At 38.4% G+C, this 20,200-nt stretch carries 19 protein-coding genes and 14 tRNA genes; 5 read left to right on the top strand and 28 right to left on the bottom strand.

Going from position 1 to position 20,200, the window contains the following annotated elements:
- Window positions 1–99: 99 nt before the first annotated feature.
- Window positions 100–1,926: an aldehyde ferredoxin oxidoreductase family protein gene (locus tag J2S74_RS15810; protein WP_307327069.1), complete on the bottom strand. Its 1,827-nt coding sequence runs from the start codon at window positions 1,924–1,926 to the stop codon at window positions 100–102.
- Between the two features lie 175 nt (window positions 1,927–2,101).
- On the opposite strand from J2S74_RS15810, the gene J2S74_RS15805 reads away from it, so the two are divergent.
- On the top strand, window positions 2,102–3,139 hold the full coding sequence (locus tag J2S74_RS15805; protein ID WP_307327067.1) for a ThiF family adenylyltransferase: 1,038 nt from the start codon (window positions 2,102–2,104) through the stop codon (window positions 3,137–3,139).
- 288 nt (window positions 3,140–3,427) lie between these two features.
- Here J2S74_RS15805 and J2S74_RS15800 read toward each other — a convergent pair whose 3' ends face one another.
- Window positions 3,428–4,786: a glucose-6-phosphate isomerase gene (locus tag J2S74_RS15800; protein ID WP_307327065.1), complete on the bottom strand. Its 1,359-nt coding sequence runs from the start codon at window positions 4,784–4,786 to the stop codon at window positions 3,428–3,430.
- A 114-nt stretch (window positions 4,787–4,900) separates the two neighbouring features.
- Window positions 4,901–6,067, bottom strand: a complete 1,167-nt coding sequence (locus J2S74_RS15795) for an iron-containing alcohol dehydrogenase (protein ID WP_307327063.1) — start codon at window positions 6,065–6,067, stop codon at window positions 4,901–4,903.
- Window positions 6,068–6,331: 264 nt separating this feature from the next.
- On the opposite strand from J2S74_RS15795, the gene J2S74_RS15790 reads away from it, so the two are divergent.
- A complete protein-coding gene (locus J2S74_RS15790) occupies window positions 6,332–6,559 on the top strand; it encodes a DUF378 domain-containing protein (RefSeq protein ID WP_088076342.1) in 228 nt (75 codons plus the stop codon).
- Between the two features lie 68 nt (window positions 6,560–6,627).
- On the opposite strand, the gene yugI is transcribed toward J2S74_RS15790, so the two are convergent.
- The 10 genes from yugI to J2S74_RS15740 all read right to left on the bottom strand — a co-directional run bounded on the left by yugI (window position 6,628) and on the right by J2S74_RS15740 (window position 14,667).
- On the bottom strand, window positions 6,628–7,050 hold the full coding sequence (gene yugI / locus J2S74_RS15785) for a S1 domain-containing post-transcriptional regulator GSP13 (RefSeq protein WP_307327057.1): 423 nt from the start codon (window positions 7,048–7,050) through the stop codon (window positions 6,628–6,630).
- 418 nt (window positions 7,051–7,468) lie between these two features.
- Window positions 7,469–8,659, bottom strand: coding sequence for an aminotransferase (locus tag J2S74_RS15780; protein ID WP_307327055.1), 1,191 nt, complete (start codon window positions 8,657–8,659; stop codon window positions 7,469–7,471).
- Complete coding sequence (locus J2S74_RS15775; RefSeq protein ID WP_307327053.1) at window positions 8,656–9,168, bottom strand: Lrp/AsnC family transcriptional regulator; 513 nt, start codon at window positions 9,166–9,168, stop codon at window positions 8,656–8,658. Before J2S74_RS15775 ends, J2S74_RS15780 begins: the two co-directional genes overlap by 4 nt.
- Window positions 9,169–9,565: 397 nt before the next feature.
- The gene (locus J2S74_RS15770) at window positions 9,566–9,847 is read right to left on the bottom strand and encodes a ferredoxin family protein (protein ID WP_307327051.1); all 282 of its coding nucleotides are present in this window, start codon (window positions 9,845–9,847) and stop codon (window positions 9,566–9,568) included.
- Window position 9,848: 1 nt separating this feature from the next.
- Entirely contained in the window at window positions 9,849–11,144 is a 1,296-nt protein-coding gene (locus J2S74_RS15765; protein WP_307327049.1) for a geranylgeranyl reductase family protein, read from the bottom strand.
- Window positions 11,137–12,189: an electron transfer flavoprotein subunit alpha/FixB family protein gene (locus J2S74_RS15760; RefSeq protein WP_307327047.1), complete on the bottom strand. Its 1,053-nt coding sequence runs from the start codon at window positions 12,187–12,189 to the stop codon at window positions 11,137–11,139. The genes J2S74_RS15765 and J2S74_RS15760 overlap by 8 nt, the downstream gene beginning before the upstream one ends.
- Complete coding sequence (locus J2S74_RS15755; RefSeq protein WP_307327045.1) at window positions 12,186–13,016, bottom strand: electron transfer flavoprotein subunit beta/FixA family protein; 831 nt, start codon at window positions 13,014–13,016, stop codon at window positions 12,186–12,188. The genes J2S74_RS15760 and J2S74_RS15755 overlap by 4 nt, the downstream gene beginning before the upstream one ends.
- Window positions 13,017–13,587: 571 nt before the next feature.
- A complete protein-coding gene (locus J2S74_RS15750; protein ID WP_307327043.1) occupies window positions 13,588–13,947 on the bottom strand; it encodes a hypothetical protein in 360 nt (119 codons plus the stop codon).
- 20 nt (window positions 13,948–13,967) lie between these two features.
- A complete protein-coding gene (locus J2S74_RS15745) occupies window positions 13,968–14,222 on the bottom strand; it encodes a hypothetical protein (RefSeq protein ID WP_307327041.1) in 255 nt (84 codons plus the stop codon).
- A gap of 55 nt (window positions 14,223–14,277) precedes the next feature.
- Complete coding sequence (locus J2S74_RS15740) at window positions 14,278–14,667, bottom strand: ATP-binding protein DrrA1-3 family domain-containing protein (protein ID WP_307327039.1); 390 nt, start codon at window positions 14,665–14,667, stop codon at window positions 14,278–14,280.
- Window positions 14,668–14,789: 122 nt separating this feature from the next.
- Here J2S74_RS15740 and J2S74_RS15735 point away from each other — a divergent pair, with 122 nt between their 5' ends.
- The gene (locus tag J2S74_RS15735) at window positions 14,790–16,109 is read left to right on the top strand and encodes a C40 family peptidase (RefSeq protein ID WP_307327036.1); all 1,320 of its coding nucleotides are present in this window, start codon (window positions 14,790–14,792) and stop codon (window positions 16,107–16,109) included.
- 120 nt (window positions 16,110–16,229) lie between these two features.
- Window positions 16,230–17,063, top strand: a complete 834-nt coding sequence (locus J2S74_RS15730; protein ID WP_307327034.1) for a DUF6612 family protein — start codon at window positions 16,230–16,232, stop codon at window positions 17,061–17,063.
- 148 nt (window positions 17,064–17,211) lie between these two features.
- On the opposite strand, the gene J2S74_RS15725 is transcribed toward J2S74_RS15730, so the two are convergent.
- Window positions 17,212–18,393: a serpin family protein gene (locus tag J2S74_RS15725; protein WP_307327032.1), complete on the bottom strand. Its 1,182-nt coding sequence runs from the start codon at window positions 18,391–18,393 to the stop codon at window positions 17,212–17,214.
- A gap of 172 nt (window positions 18,394–18,565) precedes the next feature.
- Between J2S74_RS15725 and J2S74_RS15720 the strand changes: the two genes are divergently transcribed.
- Entirely contained in the window at window positions 18,566–18,736 is a 171-nt protein-coding gene (locus J2S74_RS15720; RefSeq protein WP_307327030.1) for a hypothetical protein, read from the top strand.
- On the opposite strand, the gene J2S74_RS15715 is transcribed toward J2S74_RS15720, so the two are convergent.
- The 14 genes from J2S74_RS15715 to J2S74_RS15650 all read right to left on the bottom strand — a co-directional run bounded on the left by J2S74_RS15715 (window position 18,724) and on the right by J2S74_RS15650 (window position 20,200).
- Window positions 18,724–18,799 (bottom strand) — tRNA-Lys (locus J2S74_RS15715). The genes J2S74_RS15720 and J2S74_RS15715 overlap by 13 nt on opposite strands.
- Before the next feature lie 35 nt (window positions 18,800–18,834).
- Window positions 18,835–18,909, bottom strand: a tRNA-Glu gene (locus tag J2S74_RS15710).
- 39 nt (window positions 18,910–18,948) lie between these two features.
- A tRNA-Ser gene (locus tag J2S74_RS15705) sits at window positions 18,949–19,039 on the bottom strand.
- 4 nt (window positions 19,040–19,043) lie between these two features.
- Window positions 19,044–19,119: transfer RNA gene (locus tag J2S74_RS15700), tRNA-Asn, on the bottom strand.
- A gap of 7 nt (window positions 19,120–19,126) precedes the next feature.
- Window positions 19,127–19,203, bottom strand: a tRNA-Ile gene (locus tag J2S74_RS15695).
- Between the two features lie 29 nt (window positions 19,204–19,232).
- Window positions 19,233–19,306, bottom strand: a tRNA-Gly gene (locus J2S74_RS15690).
- Window positions 19,307–19,488: 182 nt separating this feature from the next.
- Window positions 19,489–19,565, bottom strand: a tRNA-Arg gene (locus tag J2S74_RS15685).
- 3 nt (window positions 19,566–19,568) lie between these two features.
- Window positions 19,569–19,643, bottom strand: a tRNA-Gly gene (locus tag J2S74_RS15680).
- Between the two features lie 4 nt (window positions 19,644–19,647).
- A tRNA-Gln gene (locus J2S74_RS15675) sits at window positions 19,648–19,722 on the bottom strand.
- An 8-nt stretch (window positions 19,723–19,730) separates the two neighbouring features.
- Window positions 19,731–19,806: transfer RNA gene (locus J2S74_RS15670), tRNA-His, on the bottom strand.
- A gap of 22 nt (window positions 19,807–19,828) precedes the next feature.
- A tRNA-Trp gene (locus J2S74_RS15665) sits at window positions 19,829–19,902 on the bottom strand.
- Between the two features lie 5 nt (window positions 19,903–19,907).
- Window positions 19,908–19,992 (bottom strand) — tRNA-Tyr (locus J2S74_RS15660).
- Between the two features lie 34 nt (window positions 19,993–20,026).
- A tRNA-Asp gene (locus tag J2S74_RS15655) sits at window positions 20,027–20,102 on the bottom strand.
- Between the two features lie 5 nt (window positions 20,103–20,107).
- A tRNA-Ser gene (locus J2S74_RS15650) sits at window positions 20,108–20,200 on the bottom strand.

Raw genomic sequence — 20,200 nt, 5'->3', positions numbered from 1 at the left:
ATGATTGACCATGGGAAAAAATCGAATCTATGCGCAAACAGCCTTATTAAAAAGTGCCCCACGACCACACCGGTCTTTGGGGCACCTCTAAAATCCTATCTAAGCTTCCACACCTTCTTCAATACCAAGCTCTCTTAATTTTTCCGCCGGTACTATACCATCTACCCAGCCTCGAACATTGTAGTACTCTTTTAACATTTCAGGTAAATGACTCACATGACCTTTAGAGTTTCCAGTGGCAGGTTCCTTAAGGAAACGCTCTGGTAAAGTGTCGTCCTTTCCAACAAAACCAGCTTTGTTATTAAAATATCGTTCAATATTATAGACACGCTCTCCAATAGTCATTATATCATCGCCAGTTAAGTTAATTCCAACGACGGCAGAATATTGTTCCGCGTATAAGTCAGCGTTTTCGGAGAAGGAGGAGAACTTACAAAGGTCTAAGGAGTCGGAAAATGCCAAAAGGTCTTGGAATATCTTTAAGAGCTCCCCTTTTCCTTCTACTGCTAATCGATCGGTTGGCTCAGGAATACCTGCTATTTCAGAGGCAACTGTATAACCCCTTAAGTGGCAAGCACCGCGGTTGCTCGTTGCATAACCTAAACCAATACCTTGAATTCCCCGAGGATCATAGGCAGGAATAGCTTGATTTTTAACAACCATTGCTAAACCTTTATCTCCAAAGAATTCTGCCGCTCGACCTGGACCATCAGCAAGGACATTACCAATCCCTTCTTCGCGGTTGACTATTTTTTCAATCCAGTTAATCATTGTATCCACATCGCCCCAATCAAGGCGGTCCTTCGTTAATCCTTTTTCGTAAGCTTCCATTGCTACAGAGAAGGCATTTCCTAGCTCGATCGTATCAATTCCATATTCGTTACAAAGGTCAATCATAAATGCAACTGCCTCTTTATTTGAAGTTCCACAGTTAGGACCTAGTGCCCAAGCTGATTCATATTCGAAACTCTCAACCTTTGTTTTGTATTTTCCGTCTTTCACCTCAACCTCTATCTTACAGGCTACCGGACAGGCATGACAGGTAGGGTCACCAACTAAAATTTCCTCCCGAACTGCTTCTCCACTAATCTCATCAGCAGTTTCAAAATGAGTCTCTTGTGAGTTTCTCGCAGGTAATGCACCAGATTCATTAATAATATTCATCAATACGTTTGTTCCATAGACAGAAAGTCCACCCTTTTTAGGAGCAGTTAAAGCTCCTTCTACTAATGCAGTTAGACCATTTTTAATGGCAGTTGGATATTTTTCTGGCTGCGCTGGCTCTGGCATATTTCCCTTTTGAGAAGCCTTAATAACAATCGCCTTAAGATTTTTTGAACCAGCAACGGCACCTGTACCACCACGGCCAGAAGCACGGTCGTCCTCATTCATCCAACCAGCGTAACGAACTCGGTTTTCACCCCCTGGTCCGATTGCCATGACACTTACATCTTTATCTCCATGTAAGTCTTGCAAAGCTTTAATCGTCCCACGGACACCTTTTCCCCAGAGACTGGAAGCATCACGCAATTCCACTTTTCCATCTTCTACATATAAATACACAGGTTTTTCACTAATCCCTTTAAAAATTAAGTTGTCGAAGCCCGCCCACTTTAATCTTGCTGCGGTCCAACCTCCCATATGGGAATCTGTTACTGTACCTGTTAACGGTGAACGGGTAACTGTGCATAAACGACCACTCATATGAATACGAGTACCTGTAAGGGGACCTGTCATAACTGCTAAAAGATTTTCTGCTGAAAAAGGATCTGCTTCATACACTTTGTTATCAACCATATATTTAACTCCAAGACCCCTTGCACCTACATACTTCCGCAAATTTTCCTCATTTAGCTTGCGATACTCCACTTTCCCTTCTGTTAAATCAATCCATGCTTCGTGATTTCTGTAACCTCCTAGTTCCACTTGAAACCCCTCCCTAATGGTAAAAAAATATTTATATAGTATTACATGATGAACTTTTCCTAAATATTTCGAAAATGCTCTTTCACTTGTAAAATATATCCTATAAACTAGTTTTAGAATCTCATATGTTAATAGCGTCGATATAGCTTTAAATAAAGCAAAGGAGCCGGTGAGAATGAATGTAAATGTAAATAAGTATTCCCGTCAAATATTATTTTGGCCTAATGGACAAGAAAGCCAACAGCTGCTTCAAAGTAAAACAGTAAGCATCATTGGGATCGGTGCATTAGGAACAGCTTTAGCTAACCATCTAGTCCGTGCAGGTATTGGCGAAATAAGGTTAATAGATCGTGATTTTGTGGAGGAAAGCAATCTTCAACGTCAAATGTTATTCGACGAAAAAGATGTGAACAGCAACAAGCCCAAAGCCATTGCTGCCAATGAAAAACTCTCCATTATCAATTCAGAAGTAAAGATTATTCCGATTGTTAATGATGTTAACAACGGAAATATAGAATCCTTAGTTAGTGGCTCCGATCTAATTTTAGACGGCACAGACAATATGGAAACTCGCTTTCTTATTAATGATGTGAGTATAAAACTCGGAATACCTTGGATCTATGCTGGTGTCGTTCATTCTAGGGCAATGACAGCAACCATCATCCCTGGGATTACTCCCTGCTTCGCCTGCTTATTTCCCAATGTCGGTTCAGGACATGGGGAAACGTGTGATACAGTTGGTGTACTAAGTACAGCTGTCCATATCATTGCATCCTATCAAGCTACCGAGGCTTTTAAGCTACTTATAGAGCATGAGACTTATAGACGGGAAGACATGGTTCAACTCGATATTTGGAAAAATGATTACGAAACATTTCCATTTCAATATTCCCTAAACCCTGATTGTCCTTGCTGTCGAAAAAAACAATTTGCATACTTAGATAATAAAACTTCAGATAAATTGGTTTCGTCCCTTTGTGGCCGCGATGCTATTCAAATAACACCCCTAGGGAATGAAGAGGAGAGCCTAGATTTAACTTATTTGAAAGATAAATGGTCAAAAATTGGCAAGGTGGAACAAACACCTTTTTTACTCAGATTAAATTATGAAGATTATCAAATATCCCTTTTTAAAACGGGCCGGATAATTATCAAAGGAACAACAGACACTGAGATAGCTAAGAGGTTGTATTCTACGTTGGTAGGCAATTAATTTTATGTAGAGTCTAGTTGTAGACGGATTGTGGATATTCTAAATAAAAATAGAAATATAAATTTACTTTAAACAAATATTACCATATTGAATGGGGTTTCACAATAATTACTTGAAACCTTTTTTGGAAAAGCTTGGAGAAGCGTAAGGTATCCCCCTGTAGCTTATCCAAGCCACATCATATATAACAAAAAAACAATCTTTTAGAAAACAGCCTAGTGTTAAAAGGAAGCTTAATGCTGAAACCCCAAAATGCTAAACGCAATTTTGGGGTTTCTCAAAATAAATTTATTTTTCGTTTAAACGAGCTTCTAGTTTCGCTTTTTCTTCCTCAAACCCTGGTTTGCCAAGCAAAGCAAACATATTTTTCTTGTATGCTTCTACTCCAGGTTGGTCGAACGGATTTACTCCTAGTAAGTAACCGCTGATGGCACATGCTTTTTCAAAGAAATACACTAAATACCCAAAATGATATTCGTTCATTTCCGGCACGTTGACAATTAAGTTAGGTACTCCACCATCTAAGTGTGCCAATAAAGTTCCTTCAAATGCTTTCTTATTAACAAAATCCATTGTTTTTCCAGCGAGATAATTTAACCCATCTAAATCGTTAGCTGCCTCTTCAATGGTAACCTCTTCCGCCACTTTCCCAACATTCAACACAGTTTCAAACAATTCACGACGTCCATCTTGTACATATTGCCCCATGGAGTGTAGGTCTGTAGAGAAATCAACGGATGCTGGGTAGATACCTTTTCCATCCTTCCCTTCACTTTCGCCATATAATTGCTTCCACCATTCTGATACAAAATGTAAAGAAGGCTCGTAGTTAACCATTAATTCGATCGTCTTACCTTTATTGTACAATGCATTTCGAACCGCAGCATATTGATACGCTTCATTTTCTGCTAAGTTTGGGTTACTGTATGCTTCACGCGCATCAGCTGCCCCTTGCATCATGGCGTCAATATCCAATCCACTAACAGCAATCGGCAACAGCCCAACAGCAGTTAATACAGAGAAACGTCCTCCCACATCATCCGGAATGACAAAGGACTCATAGCCTTCATCCGTTGCCAAGGTCTTTAAAGCACCTTTTTCCTTATCTGTAGTGGCATAAATACGATTCCTTGCTTCCTCAACACCGTACTTTTTCTCCAAATAATCACGGAAAATACGGAAAGCTATTGCAGGCTCTGTAGTAGTCCCTGATTTTGAAATAACATTAATGGATACATCTTTTCCTTCAATAACCTCTAATAAATGCTTAACATATGTAGAGCTTATGTTGTTTCCAACGAAGAACACTTGTGGTGTTTGGCGGCTTTCTTTATCTAACACGTTATAGAAGGAATGCTGTAATGCTTCAATAGCTGCACGTGCACCTAAATAAGAACCACCAATTCCAATAACTAACAAGATATCAGAGTCGGCTTTTATTTTTTCCGAGGCTTTTTTAATACGGGAAAATTCTTCCTTGTCATAATTTACAGGAAGGTCTACCCACCCAAGAAAATCGTTACCGGCTCCAGATCCGTTATGAAGAGCTTCATGGGCTGCAGTTACTAAACTACCCATATAATCAACTTCATGTTGTGAAATAAACGATGATGATTTTGAAAAATCAAATGTTAATTTATCAGACATTTTCTCTCCTCCAATTTATCTTACTACTTCCATAAATCCAACTTTATTAAATTAGAGCATAATAATCAAGCTATAAAAAAATGTAACCGCAGCCAAGTGCGAAATTTTTCATATTTATAAACTGGACCTTAAAATCGACAATACATCGGATTTTTCCAATGGATTGAAATTACCAAAAGATCCATTTACCATAGCTTTATCAGCCATCACCTCTAACTGACTATCGTCAATATTATAGTCAGCTAATCTGCTAGGAGCTCCTAATGAAGACCAAAACTGCTCGAGCTTTTGGATACCTTCTTCTGCAATGTCTCCATCTGTTTTACCAGAAGGATCGACACCCCATACACGGACTGCTAAATTAACGAGCTTTCTTTCTCCAAGGGTTTTGTTATGCCTCATCCATTGTGGAAAAATAATAGCTAATCCACCAGCATGGGGAATATCATACACCGCTGAAACGGCGTGCTCTATATTATGGGATGCCCAATCTCCCCTTACGCCCATTTGCAGCATGCCATTTAATGCAATGGTGCCTGAGTATAAAATAGTTTCACGAAGGTCTACATCTTCTAAATCCTCCACAAGCTTCGGTCCCGCTTCTATCACTGATTTCAAAACAGCCTCACACATATATTCTTGAAGATACGAATTCTCTTGAGGGTGAAAATATTGTTCAAACACGTGGGACATCATATCCACAATTCCGTAAACGGTGTGGTCCTTTGGTACTGTCACTGTATTTTGAGGATCCAATATAGAAAACTTTGGAAAAACAAGGGGACTGCCCCACCCATACTTTTCATGAGTTTCCCAATTTGTAATAACGGATCCGGAATTCATTTCTGACCCTGTTGCTGCTAAAGTTAAAATAGTTCCAAAAGGCAAAGCATCATTAACAGGGGACTTCTTTGTAACTAAATCCCATGCATCTCCATCATACTTCGCACCTGCGGCAATAGCCTTGGTACAATCAATAACACTTCCACCACCAACAGCTAGCAACACATCTATGTCTTCTTTTTTGCATATTTCTACACCTTTATGTACAGTAGTCAATCGTGGATTCGGTTCTACTCCAGGAAGTTCACTTACAATAAATCCTTCTTCCTTTAAAATCGAAGAAACTTCATCATATAATCCATTCCTTTTAATACTCCCTCCACCATAAACAAGGAGGACCTTTTCTCCAAACGGTTTCAGTTGTTTAGCTAGTTGTTGCTGTACTTGTTCTTGTCCAAATATTAGTCTTGTGGGATTTTGAAAGATAAACGAATCCAAATACAAACACTCCTTTTAGATAAAAGCATAATTTCTTACTAAGTATTTTTAGTCATGAAAAAACAATGAGCTTTCTGCACTTTCTTCCATTTTGTATTATCCCTCAGTTTTGGTGAAAAAACAAAGGATTTAAGAACTAATATAAAAAGTTTTTTTGTCATTTATGCATAATCGTAGGTTACTTTAATCATTCTAAGGTCAGGAGCATATTTTTCGCTTCTATTTGTGTCTTGATTCTACCCCTGATAAGGAGGTGAGGAGCGCATGAGCGGAATTCAACGAACAGCACTTACATTGGCTATCATCGGTGCAGTAAACTGGGGCTTAATCGGTTTCTTCCGTTTTGACCTTGTCGCTGCCATTTTCGGTGGTCAAGCAGCTGGATTTTCCCGTTTCATCTATGCCCTCGTAGGATTGGCAGGGTTGTATTGTATTTCAATTTTATTTAAACCCGATGAAGAGTTGGAGCGTAGTCCAGAGCCGCAACGTTAAAGAACTTCATATTAAAGTGGAAAAAAGAGGCAGCCCTATAAGCTGCCTCTTTTCGTTACCTTTTTTACTTATTTTTTAACACGCTTATTTAAATCAGCTTGGATTTCATTAGATTCCTTTAACCAAACCTTTAACTTTTCCTCAAGAGTGTTAAAGCCTTGTCCTTGATTACTTTGCTCTTGACGCTTCGAAGTATTGTTTCTTCTCGGGCGTTCCGTTTTGGCTGGACGCTCTGGCTGTTCAGGCTTAGGCTGTGTTTCACGGATAGATAAAGAAATTTTCCCAGTTTCTTCATCTACAGATAATACTTTAACCTTTACTTCATCCCCCACTTTTAAATGCTCATTAATATCTTTAACAAATCCATGTGCAATGTGTGAAATGTGTACTAAACCTTGTTTTTCGTCATCCAATGCTACGAATGCACCAAATGGTTTAATACCTGTTACTTTACCTTCTACAATACTTCCTACTTCATATTGACCTGACATGAAAACAACTCCTAACTAATTTTTAACTTGTTAATTATACCATAAGTTTTTTTTCATGACAAAAGAACATTCTTCTATCCTAAACATCAGCTGTATAGTGCCTTCAATTACTTGTTCTCATCCTTTGTAATATTCCCTCGGGAATAATCTTTTATCTTTATTTATGGAATGAATTATTTTCCTATCATGTATAAAAACAAAAATAAAGGAAACACTAGGATTGTATACAACCTAGTATTCCCCCTTTTTTAGCAAAGTGTCTCCCATAGATACTTTGCTTTTTTTATGAAACTTTATGGCTTTTTTTGAAAAGCTTGGAGAAGTGGAAGGCGGCGACTCCAGCGACGAGTAATTGCAGACGCAGGACGTGAGCTGCCCTTAGGCATAATTGGTCCGCCTGTAACGTATCCAAGCCTTACTATTTAGAAGCATGTTTCTGAATGAATTTGTTCATCCTGGTGATGGCTTCTTCCAGTTGTTCCATGGAGGTAGCATAGGAACAACGGATGTGCCCCTCCCCTCCGGAGCCGAAAACAGAACCAGGTACAACAGCAACCTTTTCCTCCATTAAAAGCTGTTCAGCAAACTCCTCAGAACTTAAACCAGTGGATACAATGGACGGGAAGGCATAGAAAGCCCCCCCTGGAAGGTGGCAGTCTAATCCGATTTCCCGTAATGATTTAACAAAGAAATTTCGACGCTGTCTATAACTTACTACCATTTCTTCCATTTCCTCTTGCCCGTTTATAATAGCCTCTAAAGCGGCATATTGAGCCATTGTGGAAGCACACATCATGGCATATTGATGAATTTTTAGCATTGCTTTTGCATAAGGCTCCGGTGCAGCAACATAGCCTAACCGCCATCCAGTCATAGCAAAAGCTTTGGAGAATCCGGAAATGAGAATCGTTCGTTCCCACATAGACTCAATTGCTGGAAAACTCACATGTTTGTTATCATAAGAAAGCTCTGCATAGATTTCATCAGAGATCACAAGTAAATCATGCTTTTTCACAACCTGTGCCACAGCCTCTAACTCATCCTTGCCCATTACTGCACCTGTAGGGTTATTCGGGAAAGAAATAAGTATAGCTTTTGTCTTCGGTGTAATTTTATCCTCAACGGAAGCTGCACTTACTTTAAATTCATAGTCAATAGAAGTAGGAACGGATATGGGAACTCCCCCAACCAAAGAAACTAACGGAGCGTACGATACAAAACAAGGTTCAACTATAAGAACCTCATCTCCAGGATTGATGATAGCTCGAAGTGCTAAATCAATTCCTTCACTTGCTCCAACAGTTATAACTACTTCATTTTCTGGATTATAATCAGTTTTAAATTTTTTTAAATAATTTGCAACTGCAATTCGTAGCTCTAAAATACCTGCATTAGCAGTATAGGAGGTAAAACCCCTTTCCAATGAGGCAATACTTGCTTCCCTTACGTTCCATGGGGTGGTGAAATCAGGCTCCCCGACCCCGAGGGAGATAACATCATCCATCGTTGAAGCCAGATCAAAAAACCTTCTAATTCCTGATGGTTTAATCCGTTGAACCGCGTTCGATAGTTTACCTATCGCTATTTTATTTTTATGGAAGCTTGTCATGGTGATACCACAATCCGATGATCTTCATCACGGTCCTCGAAAACGACTCCATCATGTTTATATTTTTTCAACTGAAAGTGGGTCGTTGTGGATAATACGGAATCCAATGTGGATAGCTTTTCAGATACAAAACGGGCGATTTCTGACATGGTTTTCCCTTCAATAACAACCGATAAATCGTACGTACCTGACATTAAATAAAGTGCTTTTACCTCCTTGAAACGATATATTCTCTCGGCAACCTCATTAAAGCCTACTCCCCGCTTAGGAGTGACCTTCACATCAATCATTGCAGTTACGGTTTCCGTTTCGTTAACCTTATTCCAATCAATAATGGCAGAGTAACCCAAAATAACTTTAGCTTTTTCTAATTTATGAATCATACCAACTACTTCCTCTGTAGAAACATCTAACATTTTAGATAATTTTTCTACAGATATTCTACCGTCTTTTTCTAAGAGCCTCAAAAGCTCCTTCTCTTTAGAATTCACGGACCCAGTCCCCTCCATTTTCACAAAAATTTACTATAATTCTTTTTAAAAACTTTAATGCTTTTATGTGCTATTGAGCTACAAATAATTATTGTTAATTTTACATGAAGTTTATAGAAAAAACAGTATTGATTTTATATTAATCAGAAATTTTTTAAAAGCACTTTATTAATGAGTATTATTTTTCCTTGTACTTCATGTAAACTGTTCTCCAATTTTTTATATAGCAAAAATGTATTGTCTTCACCACCTAATAATTTGAAATTTCTTTCTATTGTAAACGCTATTTACTATGATTTTTCATTCGGTTATAATAACATCATAACGATAGTGTATAAGGTAATAACTTTGCCATATCTTCCACACTTTTCTTAAAAAATAAACCTCAAGGAGTAATTTCCTTGAGGTCCTTTTTTTAAGCTAAGCGGAAAACAATTCCGTGTCCACCTTTTGGATACTCCCACTTAATGTTTTGGAATGGACAGCCGATTCGGCAGCTCCCACATTCATGACAGCCTTCGAAGCCTACAAACATCCGGTCGCCTTCCCATTTATACACGTCTGCAGGGCAAAAAATGGTACAGTCCTTATCTGGACATTTTGTTGCGCAAACATCATGATCTAAAACTGTAAGATGGGATTCTGTGTCACACCGAAAACGAACTAAATACTGTTTTTCTTCTAATGTAGTTGCCATCTTATTTCACCACCTTCCAAGCTCGATAAAGGTCTTTAGCCACTCCTAATTTTCCTCTTCCAGCGGTAAACGACTGCATGATCTTCTTTTGTTTATCCCATTTCGCCGTACCATCAACAGTAAACATCGTATTCATAGCCCGGTTTATAAGTGGAACATATTCTTCAAAATATTGTGGATGCTCTTCAAATGTATGGGTGGCATCTTTATATTTCTTCAAATCTTTTCCTATGAAACTATCATAAATACCAGTTCGGTACGAATCCAGTACTCTTTCTGAAAATTCTCCAAGTTCTTTCGCCTTCAAGATCGTTTCCGCTGCTAATTTACCTGAGTACATTGCCATGTTTGATCCTTCACGATGGATGGCATTAACTAATTGAGCAGCATCACCCGTCACGATGACACCATCTCCTACTAACTTAGGAATAGAATTGTATCCACCTTCAGGGATTAAGTGAGCTAAATACTCTAATGTTTCCGCTCCTTCAATATACGGTTGAATCATAGGATGATTTTTTACATATTCTAAAAGTTGATATGGCTTCATTTTCTTTTTAATCATAGAAGATAGCGTTGTGCCTACACCAATATTGATGCTGTCCTTATTCGTATATAGGAAAGCTGTACCAAGTGCCCCCTGCGTAGAATCTCCAAATATTTCTACGGAAACTCCTTGATCATCAGATACATTAAATCGTTCATTAATGGTTTTCTTAGGTAACTTCATTACTTCCATTACGGTTAAGGCTACTTCTTCCGGTTTCCATTCCTTGTGGAAACCAAGACTTTTCGCTAACAACGAGTTGACTCCATCAGCAAGAACAACTACATCTGCATATACATCTCCATCAGGACGGTCTGTACGGACACCAACAACTATTCCATCTTCAACGATACATTCTGTAACTACTGTTTCGTTAATGAGTGTTACACCCTGTTCTACCGCTTTACTAGCAAACCATTTATCAAACTTAGCACGGAGAACGGTGAAGTTATTGAAAGGTTCTCTTCCCCATTCCAGCCCTTTATAGCTCGTTGTCACCATAGACTCTTTATCAAGGAACCAGAAACGCTGTTCTACAACCGGTCTCTCTAAAGGAGCTTCCTTCCAAAATTCAGGAATAATTTCCTCCATCTGCTTACGGTATAATATTCCACCCATTACGTTTTTGGCACCAGGAAATTCTCCCCGCTCGATTAGAAGAACGTTTAAACCATTTTTTGCAGCAGTATAGGCACAGCTAGTGCCAGCAGGTCCTGCTCCTACAACGATGACATCAAATTTTTCAGGCATGTGCCACACCTCCCTTTTCCTTCTCCTTTACTGGTTCAACGTGCTGTAATGCTTTTTTAAATTCTTCTGTTAAGATAGGAACAATTTCAAAGGCATCAGCTACGATTCCATAGTGGGCAACATCAAATATAGGTGCCGCTGGATCTGTATTAATAGCAATAATTGTTTCAGAGTTCTCCATTCCTACTTTGTGCTGAATGGCACCGGAAATTCCGATGGCAAAATATACCTTCGGGGTAACTGTTAATCCCGTTTGCCCAACCTGGTGAGCGTGACTAATAAGTCCTGCTTCTACAATATCACGGCTGGCACCTACAGTAGCATTTAAAACATCAGCTAATTCCTCAATCATTTTCAATCCCTTTTCATCTTTTATCCCTTTTCCTCCTGCTACTATTATATCTGCATCCTCTAAGTTAACAGCCTTTTTTGTATCCCTTACAATCTCTAAAACTTTCGTACGAAGATCTTCTTCCTTTAAAGAAATAGTTTCTTCAATAATTTGTCCGGTACGTCCAACTTCTGGCTCTAACTTTTTCATAACCTTTGGACGTACGGTTGCCATTTGCGGTCGGTGTTTTTTACAGAGAATGGTGGCCATAATGTTACCACCAAAGGCAGGGCGACTTGCTTCTAACAGCCTTTTCTCTAAATCCACATCTAACATCGTTGTATCTGCAGTTAAACCTGTCATAACCTCAGTGGCTACGGCACTCGCTAAATCTTTACCATTGGATGTTGCACCATATAAGAATATTTCAGGTTTATATTTGCGAACAAGATCTCCAACCGCTATCATATATGTTTCAGATCGGTATTTTTCCAAAATTGGATCATCAATTACATACACCTTATCAGCACCATACTCAAAAATTCCTTTTGATAACCCCTTCACATTATGGCCCAATAAAATACCACAAAGATCCACTTCTAATTTATCTGCTAAATCTCTACCTGCTCCTAAAAGCTCGAGACCTACATCTACTAGATCACCATCTCTTTGTTCAATGAATACCCAAACCCCTCTATATTCATCCATGTTCATGCTTGCTCCCCACCTTTCACTTCAAAAAGCTCACGTTTTTGTAATAACATCGTTACAATTTCCGTAGCTTGCTTTTTGACATCTCCTTCAATCATCTGTGCACCTTCACTTTTCGCCGGTGGCCACATCTTTCCAACAATTGTCGGAGATCCTTTAAGACCTAATTGTTTAATGTCTACATCATCTAAATCATCGACGGTCCAAACAATCGGGTTGTATCGTGCGGCACGTAACATGTTTGGAAGTGGTGAATAGGCAACTTGGTTAATCTCCTTCTCTACTGTTAACAAACATGGGAGTGTTGATTGAATTAATTCATACCCATTTTCAATTTTTCTACGGACTTTCATTGTTTTTCCTTTAAGGTCCACCTCTTCAACTTTAATACAATTTGTTAGGGGAGGAATTCCCATCCGACGAGCAATACCAGGCCCCACCTGACCTGTATCCCCATCAATTGCATGCTTTCCACATAAAACTAAATCCACACCATCTTCCTTCATCATCTTATCAATCGCTTTGAACAAGGCATAACTTGTTGCTAAAGTGTCAGCACCAGCAAATCTTCTGTCAGAAATTAAATAGCCCTCGTCTGCACCAATTTCCACACACTTCTTTATGGCTTCCCTCGCTTGTGGAGGGCCCATTGATAAAACAGTTACTTTTCCCCCATGAACCTTCCTTAAACGAACGGCCTCTTCTACTGCATGTGCATCATAAGGATTTAATATAGCTGGTGCACTAGAACGGTCCAACGTATTCGTTTTTGGATTAACTTTAATGATCTTCGTATCAGGTACTTGCTTAATACAAACAAGAATGTTCATTTTCTCCCCACCTTCTATTCATTCTATAAAAATAGTAAGCTCAAAGTTTTTGAGACTACTTGACAAACACTTTAATAATCACTTTGTTCAATTATTCACGAACTAATGTACAAGTCCCCTATTTGTTCAGCAGTTCACGAAAGATGATAAATGAAAGGAACATCATTAACTTTTAGGATTATTGGTTATAAAATGCTATTTATAATACAAATAAATAAGTACAATTAAAATATGAGTGGATATGAAATAATATGGATGGTATTTAATGTATTGTAGCTCCCCCAAGTTGAATGTAAAAACTGAACCTCCTTTCAATACTTCTCCCGTCAGTAGTACATCAGGAATTGCCTTCTCCTTTTTAAACAGTTTACAGTAAAATATACGTGAAAGCGTTTCCTTATATTAGTTATATCAAAAATTCACAAGTCTAACAACAATAAATTATCAGTTTTTTTGAAAATACAGAATTTTTATACTTTTAACTATTACAATAGTGTTTATACTGGAAAACCTTGAGAATAAAGAAAACCTGTGAACAAATTTTTTTGTCACCGGATTTCTTTACACCTAATTAGGTCGTATGGATTGCTATCTCTTTTTGTTGGAAAACATAACTTTCCGTAACTACCATCGTGATAATAAGTAAGAAAGTTATACTTACAGACAGAAAGAACGCCTCTCCCCCGCTGCCAGTTTGAAAAAACATGTGGCTGTGACTAACTAACATGCTCGGAGACCAGCGCATAATCTCCGGTACAATACTACTTAATAAGCTTATGATAATAGTAACACCAAGGGATAAAAAGGCAACTGCTGCAGTGCTCTTCATTAAAGTACTAAAGAAAAGCACCAATGTCATCACAAAGATAATCCATAAACTAAAGGTAACTGCACCTTGTAAGACATAACTAAACGGAACACTTTCAATCAAAACATGAGTATAATAAAGGGCTAAACCAAAACCATAATACTGCTTCCAGTATTTCTCTCTCCAGCAACGGTCCCCATAAAGGCTAATACTAATACAAGAAAACCAATTTGACTAAATTGCCCTAACGTTTCTGCCAATACTTGCGGTCCAGTTGGTAAAGGGAATTCTAATAGACTCCCTTCCGGCAGGCCCCCGAAGTTTTTCAGAATATCAGGTAAATAGTACGAAGTTATTGGCTGCGTAACCCCTAAAAGAACAATGGTATCCAAACCCATTTAAAGTTTCTTAAAGACTCTTTCCATTCTTTAAGAAAAAGGACACTCCACTGGTTCATTCTTTCGTCACCTCCATAAAGAGGTCTTCTAACGTCGTTTTTACGACTTCGAAGTTAACAAGCTTCAATTTACGCAATCCATCATTTGATATTAGAAAATCCCTTGCTTCGTCTATATCCTTCACAGTTATGGTTAACTGATACTCATTACCATTCATATTTCGGATCCAATCCATTTTTTTTAAGGAATAACACCACTGATCCAACGGTTGTTCCGTTTCTAAATAGATAGTTGGTCGCTGGTATTTTTTTTGCAATTCCTTTAAATTACCTTCTACGATAACTTTTCCACCTTTAATAATAAAAATATCTTCACAAATCTCTTCTGCATCATGAAGAACATGGGTAGAAAACAGAATGGATGTTGTTTCTTTTAATTTTTCCATTAATTTCAAAACTTCACAAATTGTGCGGGACCGGGTCCCGTACAATTTTGTGAACTTTTAGGGAATACTAGTGACAAATCTTTTAACATTGAAACTATCTTTAAAAAAGGAGTTAACGTTTTATGAAAGGAATTATTGCTGTTTTCATACTTCTTCATGTTTTATCGTATTCCATTACACCTGATTTCAGCTGGTCTAAAACAAAATCAATGAGTGTAAATGACCCTATTGCAGTTTCAAATGTACATAATTTTGAGACTGCTAACAGAACAAGCTTTCAAAGTTCTCCGGTGATGAAAAGTCAATCCATCAAGACTCTAGCTGAACAATTGATTGGTATTCCATACAATACTAAAGGGAATTCACCTGAAAAAGGTTTCAATACGGCAACTTTGGTTCAATATCTTTATCGTGAAGGAGAAGGTATACTCCTTTCAAGGAAAGCTATTTTACAAAGGGAGCTTGGGGAAGTTGTTACATTAAAAAACTTACAGCTTGGGGATCTCCTTTTCTTTCAAATTGAAGATCGAGACTTATCAGCTATCTATCTGGAGAATGGAGAATTTATTGTGGCTACAAAAACAGGGGTGGCACTGAGAAACCTATTCGCTGACCCTTATTGGAAAAAACATTTTGTTGAAGCGAAACGCTTAACTCCATTAGAAAAGGAAAAACTGAACCCTTCCAGCTATATAAGTCATGACCATACTCCTATCCGAGAAGCCATAAGGGTTCTCCATCGCCCCTACTTATTAACAGGTAATACATTAGCTGCTTTTGATTGTTCCTTTTTAGTTCAACATACATATAAAAAAATGGACATTCATTTGCCAAGAATAACTTATAATCAATGGGAGGTTGGAAAGGATATCCCCTTAGAAGAAGCAATTCCAGGTGATGTCCTATATTTTTCAGGAACCTGGCAGGAAGGCATATCCCATACAGGGATTTATTTAGGGGATAACTTCTTCATCCATGCCAGCAGTGAAGAAGGAGAAACAACCATCTCTTATCTAGGTGAATATTGGAAAAAATATTTAACAGGGGTGAAACGCTTTAACCACCTTCAAGTAAACAGTGATAATACGAAAGTACAACGGGCATATGAACTATTAAATATATCTTATAAGGAGAACGGGGCTTCACCTGATGAAGGTTTTAACTATTCAGGGTTGATTCATTATATTTTTAAACATAAAGATAAAAAATTTCCAAGAACAGCTAAAGCACAGTGGGAATATGGGTCGCCTGTTCCAAAAGGAGAAGAAAAGGAAGGAGATGTTTTTTTCTTTCGCTCCAATAATGGTTCACTTCTTCCTGCCCTCTATATTGGACAAGATCGAATTATTGTAGTTAGAAAAGACAAGGGTGTTTCCATCGTTTATCCAGAGTTTAGTTACTATTGGACGAAGGACAGGCTCGCTGGTATCCGGCGTTACTAGTGATTTGTTAATGAAGTCTAAAAGTAAAAATTATCTTTTAAAGGCAAATTAGCCATAGACCTTCCTGTACATTCATCGTAAACTAGTAAAGTATTGCAAATATAGTTGGAGGTTTATTAAATGAAAAAATATTTATTTATCTTGTTAACCATTGCCCTGTTCGCAGTTACTGTTGCTTGTAACGATACTGCCCAAGAAGAAGGTATGAGTATTGAAGATATTCTAAACAATTCCGTGGATGCAATGGAAAACTTAACTAGTTATTCAATAGAAATGGATACTCAGCAATCAATGGGGATAACGGAAGAAGAAAGCTTTGACATTTCTTCACAACTAAGAATGGATTTGTTGCTTGAACCTATTACCTTTTATCAACTAACAACAATGGATATGGGGATAATGGGAGGCCTTTTGTCCTATGATTCTTATTATTCCGAAGAGCATGGCTTTTTTATGGAAGACCCATTTACAGAGAAATGGGGTAAATTTCCTGATACTCTTCTCGATAATTTTATTAATTTAACAGACGAACAAATAAATCCTGAAGAACAATTAAAAACTTTTTTAGAATATATTGATGAGCTTACCCTTACATCTGATGACAACCACTATATTATTAGCTTAAAGGGTGAGGGCATGGCCATGGAAGCTCTCGTAGATCAAATCATGGGAATGTCAGGAGAAACGATGAATGAAGTAATGGATCTAATGTCTGATGTTGAAATACATGCCCTTGATTATGAAATATTCATTGACAAAGAAACATTTTATCAAGTGGAAGCATTTGTTCATTTAGAAATGAGTATGGAGATTATTGGGGATCATGTTACTACAACCCAAAGCTCCCACATAATTATGAGTCGTTTTAATGAGTTAAATGATTTAACAATACCTGAGGATATTCTAGAAAATGCAGTAGAATTAACAGAAGAAGACATTTTCGGTGGATTTTAATTAAAGGTAGTTTTCGCAAATTTTGTTGCTTTTTAGAATACTTGGAGAAGTGAAAGGTGGCGACTCCAGCGGGAAAAGCAACAAAGGAAGCCAACACCAATTGGAAATATTGGATGTTGGCTTTGTTAATTCGTAATTGTTTTTTTAATTATAGGGATGGATTGGATACATGGCCTATGAAAATCACTGCACCAGTTTTATCCTCAATTATTCTAAATAAAAAGGGACGATTAATGGTCATTTGAAAATCTTCTTTAGGAGCACTTCCCCTTGTAATTTCTACTGACGTCGCTGCAGAAGCTTCTGTTCCTTTTTCATCCACTTCAATATACGTCTTGTGCTTTACCTCATTAATAAAAATATTAGGGGGGATTTCAGCAATGTTTGAAAAATCAGCAAGCTTAGGATCAAAAGCACTTGGCATTCCCATCTCTTTTAATACTTCATTAAGACTCATATCGTACTCAATAGAAAACTTCGGAAGAGCTATTATTCCAGACTGTTTTTCTATGGGAACTTTCCATTCCATTTCTCCACTCTTTAATACCTCTAGTATTTTAGAAACACTTTCCCCCTCCTTCGGTAATAACACATCCATAAACAATCGTTCATTACCATAAGGAAGTCGAACTAGTTCATATTTCTCCGTTTTGTGATAATATAATTCATCCCGTTTTGTCATTAAAGAAGTTGTTACCGTTTCACTACTGTCTCCAATATAAAATTCTTCATTACTAGTAAAGCCTTCATCAAAAGGAACTGACCAACTACCATTAAAATAAATAGCATTTAGAATATACAATATAGCATCGAGATCGATTTCATCCACCATCTCCTTAATCGTCCTATTTGTTTTATTAGAAACCCAGTCATTAATGGCTTTTGGAGTTGATAATTTATGGGCTGAGGCATCATAGCTGTTTTTAAGAACATCTATAAAGGGAGTACGAAAATTCGTGTTCCCATCCATCCAAATAGAATTAGCAACTTCAAAGGTAATATCAGTATCTAATCCTTTCAATACAATCCATAAAGCTTCATGTGACTCATGTACTTCTTCCTCTTTTACTTGGCTAAACGCCAATGTCTCTTTTATTTCTTTACGTGTTTCTCCGTCTGCTCCCGCTAAAATCATTGATAAAGCAGCAGATATGGAATAGGGACTAATTATTTGGTTTTCTTTTTCATTTAATAATTCATGAAGAATCCCTACCCCAAAAATATGCAATCCCTTAATTATTTCACTTTGAACAACTTCATTAGAAAATACAGTTCTATCCACTTCACCTATATTTTTATCGTCATTTTTATCCATTCCACACCCAACCAAAAGATTCCCTCCCCAAAATATAAATATCATACTATATACTATGAAAGTTAGCCCAGTTGTTCTGTCATTTATTAAAAAATATGTATTAATGTTACTCACCTCTTATAATACTCTTAATAAACTTTGATCATTGTAAAATATTTGACGAGTTAGAATGATAGAGGTTATACATGTGATTGGAAATGCTCAAGTGCTTATTGTAATCAATGGTTGGAAAGTTATTCTGAGGCAAGATACAAGCTTAGATGAAGCGTCTTTAGTTTCTTTTATAAATTACTATTTTATTTTTACAAACAAAAAAAGACCTGCAATTTACAAGTCTAATGAAAATGGTGAGCCATGAAGGACTCGAACCTTCGACCCTCTGATTAAAAGTCAGATGCTCTACCAACTGAGCTAATGGCTCCTAGCTTATTCAATTATTCCAGTAATAAAAATAAGTGGTGACCCGTACGGGATTCGAACCCGTGTTACCGCCGTGAAAGGGCGGTGTCTTAACCACTTGACCAACGGGCCAATTTCAATTTTTCATAGTTTAACTATAATATTAAACTCTGGCGGAGAAGGAGGGATTTGAACCCTCGCGCCGCTTACACGACCTACACCCTTAGCAGGGGCGCCTCTTCAGCCACTTGAGTACTTCTCCAAAATGGCTCCACAGGCAGGACTCGAACCTGCGACCGATCGGTTAACAGCCGATTGCTCTACCAACTGAGCTACTGTGGATCAACTATGGTGGGCCTGAGTGGACTCGAACCACCGACCTCACGCTTATCAGGCGTGCGCTCTAACCAGCTGAGCTACAGGCCCATGTATGAGTTTCATATATGGGTAAATAATGGAGCGGGTGATGAGAATCGAACTCACGACATCAGCTTGGAAGGCTGAGGTTTTACCACTAAACTACACCCGCACAATGTTTCTATATAAAATTTATAACTACATTCTTACTTTGTACCTTACATGTCTCTTCCTCTACTTGCTTTACTTCGTAGCGTATGCGTCGAGACAACTCGTTGCTTACTCAAGGTTGCTGTGCTCGTGGCTGAGGTTTTACCACTAAACTACACCCGCAGATTTATTTTAAAAATAGTATGGCGCGCCCGAGAGGAGTCGAACCCCTAACCTTTTGATCCGTAGTCAAACGCTCTATCCAATTGAGCTACGGGCGCATATGGAGCGGAAGACGAGATTCGAACTCGCGACCCCCACCTTGGCAAGGTGGTGTTCTACCACTGAACTACTCCCGCATAATGGCTGGGCTAGTAGGATTCGAACCTACGCATGACGGAATCAAAATCCGTTGCCTTACCGCTTGGCTATAGCCCAATTTTTTATGGGGCGGCTGATGGGAATCGAACCCACGAATGCCGGAACCACAATCCGGTGCGTTAACCACTTCGCCACAGCCGCCATGTAAAATATAATCATTTAATGGCAGGGGCAGTAGGAATCGAACCCACATCAAAGGTTTTGGAGACCTTCGTTTTACCATTAAACTATGCCCCTAAAAATGGTGGAGGGGGACGGATTCGAACCGCCGAACCCGGAGGGAGCGGATTTACAGTCCGCCGCGTTTAGCCACTTCGCTACCCCTCCACATTGAAAGAATAAATTTATATAGTTTAAAAAATGGCGGTCCCGACGGGAATCGAACCCGCGATCTCCTGCGTGACAGGCAGGCATGTTAACCGCTACACCACGGGACCACATATGGCGGAGGAAGAGGGATTCGAACCCCCGCGGGCTTTGACACCCCTGTCGGTTTTCAAGACCGATCCCTTCAGCCGGACTTGGGTATTCCTCC

The sequence above is a fragment of the Evansella vedderi genome, assembly GCF_030813435.1.
Classification (GTDB): Bacteria; Bacillota; Bacilli; order Bacillales; family Salisediminibacteriaceae; genus Evansella; species Evansella vedderi.
Note: the sequence above shows the minus strand (reverse complement) of the source record. Positions and strands in the feature narration are given on the sequence as shown.